The organism is Allobacillus salarius, assembly GCF_007559425.1.
Lineage (GTDB): Bacteria > Bacillota > Bacilli > Bacillales > Alkalibacillaceae > Allobacillus > Allobacillus salarius.
In genome coordinates this window covers 18,680-34,490 of the sequence record NZ_VMHE01000023.1, presented here as the reverse complement: position 1 = coordinate 34,490, position 15,811 = coordinate 18,680, and the positions used below count along the sequence as shown (strand labels likewise).

Below are 15,811 nucleotides of genomic sequence, written 5' to 3'. Positions count from 1 at the left end.
TGAACCAATAAATTGAGGTGGCAAGTGGGCATGCATTTTTAAATGCCATTTCATACATTTTTTACTTGCCAAATACAGCTAATGAAGAAGAGTTGAGGAATATCGTCCATGAAGTTAATCAATCAGGTGGGTATGTCTTGGAAGTTGAAAAAGAACTTGTTCGTTTAGGATACAAGGTGAAGTTTTTTGACGATGTTTCATTAATTCAATTTCCTCGTTAAGGTTATGTAATGAAATCGTGGCTTGACGGCCTATAATTAAAATAGAACTCCGAGTTCATCTTGGAGTTCTATTTTTAACTTCCCTATTCAAATGTCCATAGAGCAATAACTAACCTATCTAAAAATAGACTTCGGTAAAAACGCAGATACAAGACTATTCGGTGAATTGACAATCTCGCTAATTCTTAAATCTACCGAGATACTACAAAGCATATAAGCTTCTTCTTCCGTCATGCGGTATTCACTCACCAAGTGCTCAATCATGTACCGGATCGCATTTTGAGACGCTTTGAAAATGTCTTCACCATGGCCAGTCGTCACAAAGTAGCCTCGGCTATCCGCTTCTGGTGTTGGAGGTCCAGGAATCTCATAGCGCGGCTCGGCAATTGTTTTCCCTTTATGCAGCTTAAAGCGAACGGTTGCCTCCATTGAAGCTTCAATCGCCGTTCCACATACTTCACCGTCCCCTTGAGCGGCATGCGTATCACCTATGGAAAATAACACGCCTTCCACCCAAACAGGCAAGTAAAGCTTTGCTCCTTTTGTCAGGTGGCGAATATCCATGTTCCCCCCATTCTTTCGTGGAGGGACAATACTGAAATCTCCCGCTTCAGGAAGCGCAACTCCGACCGTACCTGGGAAAGGTTTTAAAAATAAATCAATGCCATCTAAAAATTCAGTTGTGTTTCGCTTTTTCAAATCGAAAATTTTAATCGCTGGATCTTTGAAATCCTCTGCAAGTAAACCAAAGCCAGGAATGAGTGCTGTCCAACCCCAATCCAATTGTTTAAAATCGAGAAATTCGACCTCCAACGTATCGCCAGGCTGTGCACCTTTCACATATACAGGCCCTGCTACTGGATTCACTTTTGAGAAATCAATGTTTGCTACATCTTGTGCTGTAGATCTCTTTGTGAATTGGCCACCAGACGCCTCGGTGATCTCATACGTTACCACTTGTCCAGATTCCACTTCTGCAATCGGTTTTAAAGAATTGTTCCACCCAATATGACTGTGCTCGTTGAAATCATGAATCGTCATATACGGATGATTGTGATGATGAATACCCATTGACTAAGCCCCCTATGCTGTATCGTTTTCTGCAATATAATATAAAAAAGAAGCTCAACAAATTGTCGAAACTCCTTTTTCATAAAATTATATAAATTGTAGTAATTTTGTGTGGGAAAGTCAATGGGTGGTTGGAAGTTTTACAAACTTAGCGATTTCACTGTTAGCACTAAAGTTATAAACGCTTATACTCCGGCGACGACATCAACTTTTCAAAGAAATCACTTTTAGCATCTCGGTAGGCTTCCATATCTTTGCCTTCATATTTTCTTTTTAAATCATCGTATTCTTGTAAGAACTGGTCATTTAACTTTAAAACATCTCGAATCTTCCAAAAGAAATCAAGATCAGAATCGATAACTGTCAACTGGATACCTAAAGGAGGTTCCGCCGCATCATCTTGAAACGCTCGAAATGTATCTGTTTGTGTACTTCCCTCATTAACCCCGTAATGTTTCGTTAACGCAGTAACAGCGCTCGGAAACTCTGCAGCTGTCACTCTCACTTGAATATCCAAATCCCCTTTGGTTAAACTCCCCGGGATTGCTGTACTGCCGATATGTTGATGTCTGCTTCTGGAAGTAAATTTTGAAGGAATGCTTTATGCTTTATAAAGGCTTCTTCTGCTTTTATATACAGTTTGTCGTCGGAGATGAAATTTACTTTTTCCATTGAATGTCCTCAACTTTCAGTAGTTTTAGGTAGGTGAAAACTCATTACTACAGCCTGTAAGCGAATGCTTCGTTTTCATTGTTTAATAAATATCTTTTATCTAAAATGACGTTCCAGTAATCAATTTCAAAGAAATAGATTGCCTTACTAAAAGTATCATAGAAGAAAGGATCAAACTTTAATTCGCTGAACAGATAAACTTCTATTTCTTTATCGTTGTTTCTTTCTGCTTCAAAAATTCGATGATTTCCATTAATACAATATGGGTGATTGTCAGTTAGATACTTACTTTGAAGTATCATTATAGGATTTTTATGATTTGGTTTTATAAGATTAGGATCTCGATTTATATTGCCAGTGTCGACAGCTTGAATAATTTCTTTCGGAGAGATTTTTAGAGGCTCAATGTTGTTTTCTTTAATAAATTCTGTTGCTCCATCAATATCTAGTGCATATTCAAATACCCCCGTTGGAAATTCCGCGTATAACGAAAAAGTCTCCTGACCAATGGGATGTACTACTGGGTAACCTTCATTGGTAAGAATCTGTTCGTAAATATCCATCCATTTTGAGGCAACCATTTTGCCATAACTTGATTGTTTCTTCATCTCTTCAATTCGAATAGTAAAGTGCTCAAGTGGGTCGAATTTATAGGATTGATTTTCATAGTATTCTATTTTACTTTCCATTATAATCCCTCACAAAATTAGAAGTTACTCTTATTATTTAAGGCTATCCTAGTAATATATGATATATAATCTGTTAAGTCTTGCTTCACTCTGTTTAAATAATTGGTTCTTTAACAATAGCGATTTTCTCTTTTTCAAACTCTGTTAACGAACCAACCAGCTTAGGATTGATGACTGCTTCGTAGATTCCTTCCCTTAGTATAAATCACTCTTTTGTATGCATTATAACAAATTTTTTATATTCTGACGGTCAATATAAAAAATTATGTAAAAACATATTTTTTTATATCTTTTTAATTTAAATTGTGCCGATGATGTAATATACTAAGTATATGAATTACGTACGTAAAAAACGGAGAGGAATTTTACTATGGATACAGCTTTTAGTTATACTTTTCCAGCATTAAGGGGATATCAGGCCGAAAAAGAATATTATGTTGTCATGTGTCCCTTACGCTTGATCCCTAAAATTTTTCTATTTAATGAAGAAGAAATACCAGCACAACATAGAGCACAAAGAATTCTAAATAAAAATAGAGTCCCAGAGATAACAAATTACATACTAGATAACACAGACAATTATGTTTTTTCGTCTTTGACCGCTTCAATCGATGGTGAAATGGAGTTTCAACCTTTTAGTAAAGAAAAAACATGGGGCGACCTTGGTCGATTACAAGTTTCGCTAGATTCCCGATTTTTAATTAATGATGGTCAACACCGCAGAGCTGCTATTGAAGAAGCGTTAAAAATTTCGCCTGAACTTGGAGAAGAAACGATATCTGTTGTATTTTTTGCTGATGAAGGATTAAAAAATTCTCAACAAATATTCGCTGATCTTAATCGACATGCAGTTAACACTACTACTTCTATTGGGATTCTTTATGATCACAGAGACCAACTTGCATTGCTTACAAAAGACGTTGTTTCTGAGAACGAACTATTAGTAAGATATACAGATACTGAGAGAGTCAATCTATCAAAGAATTCTCCGAAATTGGTTGCTCTCAATCACGTTTTTAATACCATTCTGAGATTAGTAGGTAAAAGTAAAGGAGACATACTAGACGAAACTGAAGAAAAATTTGTTAAAGAATTTTGGAAAGTACTCTGTGATAGTATTGCTGAATGGAAGATGGTATTCAATAAAGACATAAGTCCGAAAGAGCTAAGAATGAATTTTATTGTCGGACATGGAGTCTTTCTAGAAGCTGTCGGCCTAGTGGGAAAAGCAGCATATGAGCAAGATCCTGATAATTGGCAAAATTATATAAGGTCTCTTAACAAAATTGATTGGAGCAGAACGAACGTCAAAGACTGGGAAGGTCGCGCTTTTTCTCAAAAAGGGAGAATTCAAAAAACCAATCTTACGATCCAATTGACTGCGAATCTTATAAAAGAAAAAGTTGGACTTAAACTATCAGAGAGTGACCAAAAAGCAGAAAGAAAATTTAAGGAGGCCAAAAATAATGCAAAGTAATATCATAGATACAATGCTAAACAAAAATAAATCTCTAATTGAGGAAGCTAAACAGCAAATCAAAGAAGTGTATTTGGAAGATGAGAGACCTTGGGTTGTTGGATATAGTGGAGGTAAAGATTCAACCGTGGTAAGTCAAATCGTTTTTGAAGCGTTAAAAGAGTTAGATCCTAAACAACTTCATAAAAAAGTATTTATTATCTCATCTGATACTCTTGTAGAGACACCACTAATTATCCAATCTATTAATACGACATTACACAGAATTCAATCAAAAGCTTTAGAATTGGGTTTGCCAATAGAAACACATAAGGTTAAGCCAGAGCCTGAGCAATCATTTTGGGCTAACATCATAGGAAAAGGATACCCTTCTCCTAACCAGCAAATGCGTTGGTGTACAGATAGGATGAAGATCGATCCTGCGAATAAATTCGTTAAGGACAAAGTATCTAAATTTGGTGAGGTTATAATGTTATTAGGCGTTCGTGAAGACGAAAGTGCCACAAGAGCAAACGTAATTAATTCTCACACTATCGAAGGTAAGCGGTTGATGAAACACTCAACTCTTACAAATGCATATGTATTTGCTCCTATAAAAAAATTTAAATTAGATGATGTCTGGGAGTATCTTTTAAACAATACTTCACCTTGGGGTGATGACAATACTGAATTATATAAATTGTATGCAGACTCTAATAGCACCGGCGAGTGTCCTCTGGTAATTGATAAAACTGTAAAAGAGTCAGCGGGTTCTTGTGGTAATAGCCGCTTCGGTTGTTGGACATGTACAGTGGTTAGCGAAGATAAAGCACTCAACGGGTTTATCGAGAACGGCGAGGAATGGATGCGTCCACTACTCGAATTCAGAAACTGGTTAGCAGATATACGTGATGACCGTACAAGAAGAATGAAATATCGAATGGACGGTCAAATTTACTTCCTTAATGTTCAAATCGAAGAAATAGACGAAAAATTATATGCAGTACTACCTAAAAAAGGTAGTAGAGCTAAACAGGTAATTCTTATCGATCAATTTAATATTGTTGAGGAAAACGATCTAAGCAATTACTTAACTGAACAAAATATTGATTTAAGTGCATCCGGGGACGACAATATATTAATCAAAAGAAATGATGGTAGCTTCGCACAATTAGGGTTAGGGCCATTTACGTTGGAAGCAAGACAAGAGATTTTAAGATATCTATTAGAAGTTCAAAGGGATTTGGAGCATCCTTCTGACCCTTCTTTTGAGTTAATTCAAGAAGAGGAACTAAGAATTATTAGAAGATTTTGGTTGGAAAAAGGTGACTGGGAAGATAAAATGCCAGATATTTATGAAGAAGTTATGGGATTTGAATTAGATTGGGATTATGACGACCAGCCACTTTTTAACCGTGAACAAATAACTGATTTAGAGATATTGTGCGAGAAAAACAATATAGACTTTAAATTAGTTCAAAAGCTGATTGGCATAGAAAAAGAATATTCAGGTTACAAAATTAAAAGAGGAATATATGAAGAGATTGAAAAAGCATTAACTCAAGATTATTTACACATTTAAATGAAGGGATAATAAACTATGCAACTAAAATCTATAACCCTTGAAAACTTTGGGGCATATAGAAAGAAAAATACTATTGATTTTAGTATTAATAATCCTAAAAAAAACATTATTTTAATTGGAGGACAAAATGGTGCTGGAAAAACCACTCTACTAAATGCAATTAAAATAACATTATTTGGTTCATATGCTTATGGTTACAAGACAGATAAAAGTAAGCCTTATATTGAAATAATCACAAACTATTTAAATTCACAGGCTGTAAAAAATAGTGAAAACCAGTTCTCAATTCAATTAAATTTCTCTGAAGTAGAAGATTATAAAAAAGCAGACTTCACTTTTATTCGTTCTTGGAAACTTAAAAACAATAACTTAACTGAATCTCTTATTATAAAAAAAGACAGCCTTTTATTAAATGAAGCAGAAAAAGAACTTTATCAATCAAAACTCAGGGAGAACATGCCTCCTGAATTATTTGATTTATGCTTATTTGACGGTGAGGAAATCTCTCGAATAATTAATGATGATTTACTTGCCACGTATTTGCAAAACTTATCAAAAGTCGTGTTTAATTTAAGTTTGTTTGAAAACTTAGAAACAGACTTGCATACATTTTCTAATCGAAAAATTAACAGTAATCAAAGTAGTAAAATTGATAAAGAAATTGCTGAATTAAAAAATTCAATTGATGAATATTTAGCGATCAAAGAAGATTTACTAACTGATATTAAGTCTAAGGAAGAATCGGTATCTCAATTATCTAATGACTTATATTCCATTGAAAAAGACTTCGAGACACACGGTGGTCTTTATAAAGAGCAAAGAGATGAATTACTGATCAAGTTAAATTCTATTGAAAATAAAAGAAAAGATATTAGTAATGAACTTAAGGAATATATTGCAACAGTTTTACCATTTTATATAAATCAAGAACTATTGAGTGAAACGACAAAACAACTTGAAGATGAAAATACACAAAAAATATTCAAGGAGTTTTCCAAAAATCTGTCTAATGAAAAGTTAATTAGAATCCAAGCTGACTTAGGACTCGAACACCAAGAAGATCAATTAAGAAATAGTTTGCTAGCTCATATGAAACCAGAAAAACAGCTTATATTGCATGATGCCTCTAATGATCAAAAGAATAAAGTATTTCAAATGAATAGCTTAGTATCCAATAGTCACTCAGATTACTATACTAATTTAATAGAAGAGAATCAGAGTTTGTTGGAAGAAGCACAACTTATCAGGAAAAAACTAAAAGTACATGATGAAACTAATGAGTTCACTAATATGGTTAAGCAAATGGAAAATTTAAAATCAGCTATTGAGAATGAAAAGAACTTACTAGAAGACTTACAATTATCTTTAACGGAGCATTCAAAGCAACTCACAGATCTAGAGGCCAAACTTGAAGAAAAACAAAAAGAAAGATATAAACAAAATAAACAAAATAACGCATTTAATTTAATAGATGATCTAATTAAAACAAGCAAACAATTCAGAGAGGTGCAGATTCAGAAAAAATTACAAGAAGTTGAATCTGAAGCTTTACGAATGTTAAATCAACTAATGCGTAAGCAAAATTATATATCACACTTATCCATATCTCATAAAGATTATGAAATTGTGGTTTTTAATGAAAATATGGAAAAACATAATATTAACAATCTATCTGCAGGCGAAAAAGAAATCATACTACTATCAATAATCTGGGCAGTGTTTAAAGCTTCTGGTCGCCGTGTTCCATTTATATACGACACTCTACTGGGACGTCTTGACAAAAAGCATAAGGCTGCTGTACTTAGCGAATTATTACCTTCAAGTGGAGAGCAGACATTAGTATTATCTACAGATACTGAAATTGATGATCAGCACTATAGTCTAATCGAACCTTACCTATCGCAGGCTTATACGCTAGATTTTGATAATAAAACTCAAAGTGTAGCAATTTATAATGAATACTTATTTTTAGATGAGGAAGATGGTGTTAGAACATGAATTTTAGATTAAGAACTTCTTCTGAAACTGGTGAAAAACTAAAAAGCCTACAAGCCTCAACCAAACTAACACCCAATATACTTTCTAGGTTGGCAGTATCACTTTCATTAAAAATAGAAGAAGAACCACAAAATGAGATAAATGATACTTCAGGTTTGGAATTTAATCGAAATACTTTAACTGGAGAATATGATTATGTTTATAAGGCTTTAGTTACTCAACATATGAAAAAGGAAATTTCCGATGAAGAATTTTTTCCAGATCTATTCAATGCACATCTAGAAAGAGGTATTTCTTTATTGGAGAATGAATATAGACATGCAGGAAATGCAGACCGCTTCGTAAGTAATCTTTTAAAAATATAAATTTAAAGGGGTGAAGTTTATGACACTTTACTTGGACAATAGTGCAACAACCCCTGTGTTGCCTGAAGTTAAAGATGCTATGCTTCCTTATCTTCTAGAAGAGTTCGGCAACCCATCAAGTAAATATTATTCAAAAGCTGACAACGCCAAACATGCAGTGCAGATATCTAGAGAACGTGTAGCTAATTTAGTTGGATGCAAATCAAAAGAAGTTATATTTACAAGTGGTGCTACTGAGAGTAACAACATGATTATAAAAGGTATAGCAGATTATTATAACGAAAAACGCGGAAAACATATTATTACATCTCAAGTAGAACATCCTGCTGTATTAGAAACTTGTAAGTATTTAGAATCAAAAGGGTTTTTTGTAACCTATCTAGATGTCGATCAATATGGAAGAATTGACCTCGAGCAATTAAAAAAATGTGCAGAGGATACACCACCATTGTTAATTACTTTGATTTGGGGAAATAATGAAATTGGATCACTAAATCCTATTCACGAAGTAGCTCAATATTGTTTTGAAAATAACATATTGTTTCATAGCGATGCTACTCAAGTAGTAGGAAAGCACCCTATTGATCTTGAAGACTATCCTGGTTTAAGGTTCCTGTCATACTCTGCACATAAATTGCATGGTCCGAAAGGAATTGGGGCAGCAATCATTAGAGAAGATGAATTAGGATTACCCACTAAGATAACTCCTCTTCTACATGGTGGTGAGCAAGAAAATGGACTAAGAAGTGGCACCTTAGCTGTTCATAACATTGTGGGCTTTGGTAAAGCCGCTGAAATAGCTTTGGATAACTTAGAGTTAAACATAGCAGAGCTTAAACAAAATGAAGTTTACCTTTATAAACTACTTAAAGAAAAATATAAGGATCGTGTAAAATTTAATCATTTAGAAGATAACAAGATCCCCGGAATTTTAAGTGTTACTTTTCCTGGGATTAATAATGAATTGCTTGTAAAAAATTTAGCACCGTACGTAGCTGTTTCTACGGGCTCTGCTTGCAGTACTAGTAAACCAAGTCATGTTTTAAAGGCTATGGGGTATGATTTAGAACACATTCGCTCGACAATTAGGATTTCTTTATCGCCTTCGGTTAGTAAACAAGAATTAGATATTTTTAACCAATTATAAATATAACTTCATATCAAAAAAGCTGTTCCGATTGCTTAACAATCGGAACAGCTTTTTTATTCATAACGCTCGCTTAAACTTGAAATATTAACAACCTCAGCAATAGGCTTAGATAAGTTACCATCTTCTTTAACGATCGGTCCATGAATAACACATTGACCTTTTTGTAACGAAGATAATATTTTTTCCCACCTTTTTCTTTCTGCATTATCATTTGCTATACTGCTTGCTATATTACTAATTTCTTGTTCGGGAGGAGAAAAGTATATTTTTTGAGATGCATTTTGTAACCTAGCTAATTCATCCGAATCAAGTTGCGATTTCAAAAATTGAGTAGCATACCAACCAGACCAACCGAATTTTCTCCCTTCAGTTAGTATTCTTGCAGATGGGGAATTCTCTCGGTGATCTAAATTTTGTGCTTCGTCCATTACTACCGGAATAGGTATATCTTTATTTCCTTCTCTAACTGAATAGTTCCATAAATCCCAAAGAATAAATTCAGTAATCATTAATTGAACATCTCGAGGATAACCTGTTAACTGAATTACATTAACTGTTCCATCACTATTAATGATCTTTCCCCAGTCCATTTCATTGTCAGTGGATCTAAATGGATTACGATCAATTAAATTACTGATCTGAGATACAGCATTTCTAGCATATGAACTACCGATATCTTCTAACTCATACCTCAATTGTATCAAGTTCATTTGCTCGCCGTATTTCTTTACACCATTTCTTGTTGCTTCATAAATAGCGTTTAATTGCTGAACGCCGAGTGTTGTATAAACAGAAGAAAAAACACTTTTAATTCTCTCAGCTACATCAGTCTCATCTTCTTCTAAATCAATTCCTCCTATATTCCTTGTATTTCTCTTAAAAGGGTTTATAGGAAAGCCACTATTATATACGATCCACTGATCCAATTTGTTATCTAATTCATTGACAAACTCTGTTTCGAGCTGATTTGGTAAGAATCCCTCTGTATAATCAATTACGATACTAGGAATACCTTGCAATGCTTGTTCTAGCAATAAGCATTGCATAAAATACGTTTTTCCCTGTCCGGATTTACCTGAAATCAATAGGTGCCGGTTTGCTAATTGTTTATTACCAAATTCCCAGTATATACTTTTATTAGAACCTTCTACCGTTCCTATTAATACTCTTACTTTTTCAATATCAGTAATCGCTTTAGGCGGATTTTTAACTATAGTTGTTTCTGGTGAATTGGATGTTTCAGTTTCTTTAGGAAGCGATTCAACTTGTGCACCGTCATTAACAATTGGTTCTTCAGGAATCTCGGTGTCGCTAACTTTATAATTATTATACAACAACTTTTCAGTAGGTAAATCAGATTTACCACTTGAAATTTTTTCAAATAAATGCTCGATTGATTCTATAACGCCTTTATAACCATTCTCTATTGGTAAATTTAATAATGTAACCTGTTCATCTATTCTAACAGAACTAACATATCGATCATTTTCAAAAGAAACAATTGCTCCTTTTCCAATCAAAGGAACTAATTCTTCAGAAATCTCAAAGTCATCACTTAACAGCTTTGCTTTGATATCATCAGTCAGATAAAAACCTTTTTCAGGCCATAAATCACTCTGAAATAACTTGTTTAGGTTCGATAAAAATAGCTGAACAAAAAATTGCCTATAAAACTTTCTTGAAAAATTTATATTATTAGAGTCTTCATCAGTTAAGTTGTCTACAAGCAATTTTTTGGTTTTATTAATTTGGTCCTTTGCTTTATCAATCACCTGAGAATAATTTTGTCCAATTTTTACTTCAATCGGAAAGAAATGTAATTGAATTTTATCATTCTTATAATCTAAACCGATCAATAATAAATCATCGCTATGAGAACCTTTTACACCTAAATTTTTTGCTGTGAAAACACCGTTACCTTTATTCAGTCCAACTGCACCAGCTACCCTCAACACTTCCTCTAAGCTTACAGGCACCCATAAAATATTTGTATGATTGAAAAAAGCCATAGCATATTTTATTGCAGATATTATACTTAATTTCTCTTTATCATAGTGCCCTTTACTTCCAACAATCCTTAGTAACCATTCTCCATTAAAAGCATTAAAAGCTCTGATTACGTGGTTTACTTTATTTTCATCAATATCAATATTCTTGGTTTTTAAAAATTCTAATATAACCTTTCTGTATTGAGTAGATTTATCAGTAACTGTAATAGCATCATACCTACTTGACGATGAATATTGATCACTGTAATGAATAACAACTAAACTGCTATTGTAGTTTTGGAAAAATTCCAAGTCAACAACTGGGTCTACAAATGTTACCCAATAAGAAGATTCAAAAACATTATCTATACTTGTTTCATCTTCTATTAATGTACGACTCATGATCGCCTGACCAGGATTATATGAATTAAAGCCTTGATTGCTAACATTAGCAGCTAGTTCGTTTAGGCTTTTAGCTACTTGTAATAAAAGAGTTGTATCATCATCAAATTCATACTCTTTGATTCCAAAGCCTGTTACGTAAGAATCCTTATTTTTCATAGAAGGAACTGATGATAATAAGCCATCTAAGCTGATTCCCGTTTTCATTTCACTCATTGGCTGTATAGCATATTTTTCCTCGCCTGTCATTTTGTAAAATGTTAAATGTGAATAGCGCAAACTATCTTTTAATCCATATTTATAATAGAAAATATTTTCCCGAATAAATCTGAGTAAGTCTCTTTCATCATATTCAGTTGATTTTAATTTCAATCCGAATTTTTCGTAAACTTCTTCAGGATTATTTAACTTTGAAAAAGTGTCAAAAGCACTGATTTTGTTTTCATTTAAGTAAACTGATACTTCGATTGGGTTTACGCTTTCTTTACCTGCTTTTTTAACTCTATCAATAAACCATTCAATTATTCCTTTTAAAGCTTCCTCATCGTTTGACATATTCACCAAATTCACTTTAATAGGTGACTTGGAGCCTTTAACGAATAAATAAGTGAAATGCTCCTCAAATTGTTCTAATTTGTCATAAACAACTTTACCCAAATAACTTGTTGCATCTGCTATCGACACTTCACTTACCGGTCTATATTTGATCCATTCCTTTGAATTAGTTTCAGTATCCGGTTTATAAAGTTGATCTTTTTCATCGTATATATAAGGTAATAGTCCATTCGGATTTAATCTATCAAGTATACTTTTATCAATTTCTTCGGAACCAATCATTTTAGTAATTTGTAATTGGTAGCCGACTACCAAGGGATGGAATGGGGTAAGATAAATACTATCTCCTTCTCTTTGGGTCCCTAATTTCATCAAATCGACTCTTTTTCTAGCCTCAGAATCATTACGAATATTTTGTATTTCTTCAATATATTCTCTTAAATAAATGGTAGCTACCTCAACAAACTTACTACTCACATGTGCTAAAGTAGGAAGGGTCTTAGCTTCATTTATAAAGTAGGATTGTAAATTGAAATAAGCATCCTTTAAAGGTTCATTAATTTTTAATTCTTCTGCATATAGTAAGTCTGTTTCTACTCTTGCTGCCAATATATTATGAGCAAGCCACTCTTCTTCCCAATTTAAAAAAGTTGAAAATTCAGCATGTCTATAAAATTCCCTGTTACCAATAATCAATCTATTATTATGGAGAATAAAGTCGCTTTGCAACTCTCTCTTCATTTTCCATAACTTAGAAGCGTTAATCGGAGTAGTTTCCGGTAATTCATTAATGATTAATAATTTCATCGGTTTATATTCATTGACCTGAACATAAACAAATAATTCACCTTTGTCATTATAAGCATCTACTTGAGGACGAAGGTCAACTCCCTCATTCTCACTTAATGTTATTAACTTGTTAGGTTGATCTACTTCTACACTTTTCATAAACAAACCAGTATTACCTAATAGTATCTGAGACTTATCTGAGTTTACTTCAATACCTTTAGATGTTGTATTTACTGTATAGCTTGTTTTAAGACTACTAATAAATTCTTCACCAAACGGAAGTATAACTATATGAAACTCTGCTCCTAAGGAAGCCTTCTTATTATGTTTGTAACTAATTCTTGCAAATGTCGGTTCCGTAGTGGATGGTTTCAATTTTATTTTTAAATTTTTGTTACCGATTTGATACTCGATTAATGGCTGAAACTCTTTAGGTACTCTCACATATTCTTGTTTTAAGCTCTTCAGATTCTCGCCACTCAACTCAAAGTTAGCATGTAATTCCACTGATTCACTGTTATTTTCATTAAAGATAATTATTTGTCGTTTTCTTTTACCCGCAGCAGTGTTTTCTTTTAGTGGCTTTTCCCAGAAATCCATATGTGGAACATTTATTTTATTAAGAGTTACTTTTGCACCCTTATTTTCTAACACTTTTTCTTCATTTGCTTGAAAGACATCTGAAAATCGTGTTTCATTCCAATTTTCTTGTTTTAGTAAATTAACACCTTTTTCACTAAAAATCTTTTCTAGTTCATCATCAACAGAATTACTAAACTCATGAATATTTTTAACTTTTTCAAATAACCTAAAGTTTTCATTTAACCGGTTTTTTAATTCAGATGGTGATTTATTTTCAATTTCGTGATCCTTAAATAATCCAAAGTTTAAATAATCTTTTTCACTAATATAACCCTTCTCAATGACTCTAAAAATTTCTTTGAAATCTAAGAAATTTATTTGTTGAATTATTTTGTCTTTATCTAGGTGTTCTAAAATGTATTGAAGAATTGTAGCTTCTTCACTACTTAGGTTACTGCTTTTTATTCTTTCGTTAAGATAATTATATAGAGATTCAGGATGCAATGGCATTCCTTCTTTTTGTAGACTGCTACTACCACCCTGAATACTGTCAAGTTGTTCTGTAACAATACTTAATAGAGCAGTGTTCTTCCAATTATCTTTTTGGTCTCCCACTTCATTTCTTAGTGTCACTAAGAAATCTGGTGTTACATTCTCAGTAGTAGAGGCGATTACTAATTTTATACCATTGATATCCAGTGAGAATGTTTGATATTTAGAACCTGATCTGTGAGTATAAAGAAACGGTTGCATTTCTTTACGTTCTCTTAAAGCAGTAATTAAATCTTCTGCCTCCTTAACTTCATCTAGACGTAAAAAGAAACGGTCTCCAGGAGATATAAAACCACCTAATTTATTAACTAGCATCTCACTTATACTTTTATAAAATAGCTTTGACATATTGGGCATCACCACTATCACTTTTCTTTTCTAGTATATTTAAGTTATCTAACAAATTAACTACTTCTTCTTTTGAATACCTATCGAGTGCAATTCCTCTTTTTTCAAATTCCTCGAACAGTGAATTTAAAGCAATTCTTTCTTTATTCTTAACTGATAAAGCCGTTAATAGTATCAGAAAATCTTGTGTAATATTCAATGTGTATCCAAGGCTCCCTCTAGCTTTCAGAAACTTACCGTGGGCTGCATCTTCAAAAAGTTTCCCAATATTTGTGCAGACATCCTTAGACATACCTTGTCTTAACAAATTAAACAAAGATTTAAAGCCTTCTTCTAAGTTATTGACCTTATTGATTGATTTTAGTTCCATCTTTTCAGAATATATCTTTAACCATTCATTTAAATCTTCTAGAAATTCTTCACATTCTCTAGGTGTAGCACCATTCTCTAGACTGTCTTTTATTTCTCTGTAACTCATAAACTTCTTTTCACCATTTAACCAGTTGTGACTCAACTGGTATTGTGTATGTAAATGAACAAAGACATTTTCTGAACGAGCTCTAAAACTTTTAAAATTAAATAATCCATCAAATGACTTACGACGTTTACTTAAAGACTCCCAGTCTAATGTGTAAAAAATAGGTTCTGTCCTATCAAAATCGCCTTCCTCAAATTTTTCAAATTTAAACACCAACTGAGATAGGTATAAAAAGTAATAATGATGTAGCAAACTTTGAAAATGTTCAAGAAAGAAGTCTTTATTTTTACTTAAAAAATTAAAGTCATCAGCGAATTGTTTAGAAATATGTGGTAACAAATTTTGATAAGTTCTACTATCATAATTCGTTTTTAATTCATCTAAATGAGAAAGTATCATAGAAACAAGTAAATCTTCATCACCCTGTTTATCAAATACCTCTTTGAAAGAATCCAAATCACTACCTGCTAGAATATCTTTTAGAAATCTAGCAACTTTTAATTCTAATTTCCCTTTGTTACCTGATGAGGAAGATTGATATTTAAAGATGTAGGGATGTATAATTTTCACATTACTATTCTCTTGGAATAGATGCTCTTCTATCAACTTTTCCAATACATACCGGTCACTATCTTGCTGGATATCAACCTCATTAGTCATCTGGCTAATCAACGAACTATCATACTCACCTTTATCTTCAGTCAAAAAAGAAAAACTCTGGTTATCTTCTAACTTTTCATTAGAAACTAAGCGAGTAAAGTTCCCTACTACAGGTTTAAAATTACCCTTTAACATATTCTTTGAGTCATTACTCGCAAAAGGTATTACTTCATTAATATCTCCTTTTTGGTGACGTTGGGGAGCTACTATTTTATTTAACACATCAACTTCTAATTTATTATTCATGTTT

12 protein-coding genes are annotated in these 15,811 nt (G+C 32.9%); 6 read left to right on the top strand and 6 right to left on the bottom strand.

The features are described 5' to 3' along the window. Positions 1-17 precede the first annotated feature (17 nt). Complete coding sequence (locus FPQ13_RS10785) at positions 18-221, top strand: hypothetical protein (protein ID WP_144089341.1); 204 nt, start codon at positions 18-20, stop codon at positions 219-221. Between the two features lie 114 nt (positions 222-335). Here the strand turns inward: FPQ13_RS10785 and FPQ13_RS10780 are convergent, their stop codons facing one another. The 4 genes from FPQ13_RS10780 to FPQ13_RS10770 form a co-directional block, all read right to left on the bottom strand. Beyond that, the gene (locus FPQ13_RS10780; RefSeq protein ID WP_144089340.1) at positions 336-1,292 is read right to left on the bottom strand and encodes an acetamidase/formamidase family protein; all 957 of its coding nucleotides are present in this window, start codon (positions 1,290-1,292) and stop codon (positions 336-338) included. Positions 1,293-1,467: 175 nt separating this feature from the next. Then, positions 1,468-1,809: a GrpB family protein gene (locus tag FPQ13_RS10775; protein ID WP_246065490.1), complete on the bottom strand. Its 342-nt coding sequence runs from the start codon at positions 1,807-1,809 to the stop codon at positions 1,468-1,470. Positions 1,810-1,820: 11 nt separating this feature from the next. Beyond that, positions 1,821-1,964, bottom strand: coding sequence for a hypothetical protein (locus FPQ13_RS13765; RefSeq protein WP_246065489.1), 144 nt, complete (start codon positions 1,962-1,964; stop codon positions 1,821-1,823). Between the two features lie 47 nt (positions 1,965-2,011). Then, positions 2,012-2,653: a hypothetical protein gene (locus tag FPQ13_RS10770; protein WP_144089339.1), complete on the bottom strand. Its 642-nt coding sequence runs from the start codon at positions 2,651-2,653 to the stop codon at positions 2,012-2,014. 370 nt (positions 2,654-3,023) lie between these two features. Between FPQ13_RS10770 and dndB the strand changes: the two genes are divergently transcribed. Genes dndB through FPQ13_RS10745 form a run of 5 tightly spaced genes read left to right on the top strand, consistent with a single transcriptional unit; the run spans position 3,024 to position 9,204 of the window. After that, a complete protein-coding gene (dndB, locus tag FPQ13_RS10765) occupies positions 3,024-4,130 on the top strand; it encodes a DNA sulfur modification protein DndB (RefSeq protein ID WP_144089338.1) in 1,107 nt (368 codons plus the stop codon). Continuing rightward, positions 4,120-5,691: a DNA phosphorothioation system sulfurtransferase DndC gene (dndC, locus tag FPQ13_RS10760; RefSeq protein ID WP_144089337.1), complete on the top strand. Its 1,572-nt coding sequence runs from the start codon at positions 4,120-4,122 to the stop codon at positions 5,689-5,691. Before dndB ends, dndC begins: the two co-directional genes overlap by 11 nt. An 18-nt stretch (positions 5,692-5,709) precedes the next feature. Continuing rightward, complete coding sequence (gene dndD / locus FPQ13_RS10755) at positions 5,710-7,692, top strand: DNA sulfur modification protein DndD (protein ID WP_144089336.1); 1,983 nt, start codon at positions 5,710-5,712, stop codon at positions 7,690-7,692. Then, positions 7,689-8,057, top strand: a complete 369-nt coding sequence (gene dndE / locus FPQ13_RS10750) for a DNA sulfur modification protein DndE (protein ID WP_144089335.1) — start codon at positions 7,689-7,691, stop codon at positions 8,055-8,057. The genes dndD and dndE overlap by 4 nt, the downstream gene beginning before the upstream one ends. A 19-nt stretch (positions 8,058-8,076) precedes the next feature. Next, on the top strand, positions 8,077-9,204 hold the full coding sequence (locus tag FPQ13_RS10745) for a cysteine desulfurase family protein (protein WP_144089334.1): 1,128 nt from the start codon (positions 8,077-8,079) through the stop codon (positions 9,202-9,204). 56 nt (positions 9,205-9,260) lie between these two features. On the opposite strand, the gene dptH is transcribed toward FPQ13_RS10745, so the two are convergent. Continuing rightward, positions 9,261-14,423 carry a DNA phosphorothioation-dependent restriction protein DptH gene (gene dptH, locus FPQ13_RS10740; protein ID WP_144089333.1) on the bottom strand — a complete coding sequence of 1,721 codons (5,163 nt, stop codon included), beginning with the start codon at positions 14,421-14,423 and terminating at the stop codon, positions 9,261-9,263. Next, positions 14,404-15,807, bottom strand: coding sequence for a DNA phosphorothioation-dependent restriction protein DptG (gene dptG, locus FPQ13_RS10735; protein WP_144089332.1), 1,404 nt, complete (start codon positions 15,805-15,807; stop codon positions 14,404-14,406). Before dptG ends, dptH begins: the two co-directional genes overlap by 20 nt. Positions 15,808-15,811: the final 4 nt, after the last annotated feature.

What these genes read in the sequence shown, in the direction of transcription:
- dptG (WP_144089332.1), bottom strand. Translation starts at nt 15,807, where the DNA reads ATGAATAATAAATTAGAAGTTGATGTGTTAAATAAAATAGTAGCTCCC.
- FPQ13_RS10745 (WP_144089334.1), top strand. Translation starts at nt 8,077, where the DNA reads ATGACACTTTACTTGGACAATAGTGCAACAACCCCTGTGTTGCCTGAA.
- FPQ13_RS13765 (WP_246065489.1), bottom strand. Translation starts at nt 1,964, where the DNA reads ATGGAAAAAGTAAATTTCATCTCCGACGACAAACTGTATATAAAAGCA.
- dndE (WP_144089335.1), top strand. Translation starts at nt 7,689, where the DNA reads ATGAATTTTAGATTAAGAACTTCTTCTGAAACTGGTGAAAAACTAAAA.
- FPQ13_RS10770 (WP_144089339.1), bottom strand. Translation starts at nt 2,653, where the DNA reads ATGGAAAGTAAAATAGAATACTATGAAAATCAATCCTATAAATTCGAC.
- FPQ13_RS10780 (WP_144089340.1), bottom strand. Translation starts at nt 1,292, where the DNA reads ATGGGTATTCATCATCACAATCATCCGTATATGACGATTCATGATTTC.
- dptH (WP_144089333.1), bottom strand. Translation starts at nt 14,423, where the DNA reads ATGTCAAAGCTATTTTATAAAAGTATAAGTGAGATGCTAGTTAATAAA.
- dndD (WP_144089336.1), top strand. Translation starts at nt 5,710, where the DNA reads ATGCAACTAAAATCTATAACCCTTGAAAACTTTGGGGCATATAGAAAG.
- dndC (WP_144089337.1), top strand. Translation starts at nt 4,120, where the DNA reads ATGCAAAGTAATATCATAGATACAATGCTAAACAAAAATAAATCTCTA.
- dndB (WP_144089338.1), top strand. Translation starts at nt 3,024, where the DNA reads ATGGATACAGCTTTTAGTTATACTTTTCCAGCATTAAGGGGATATCAG.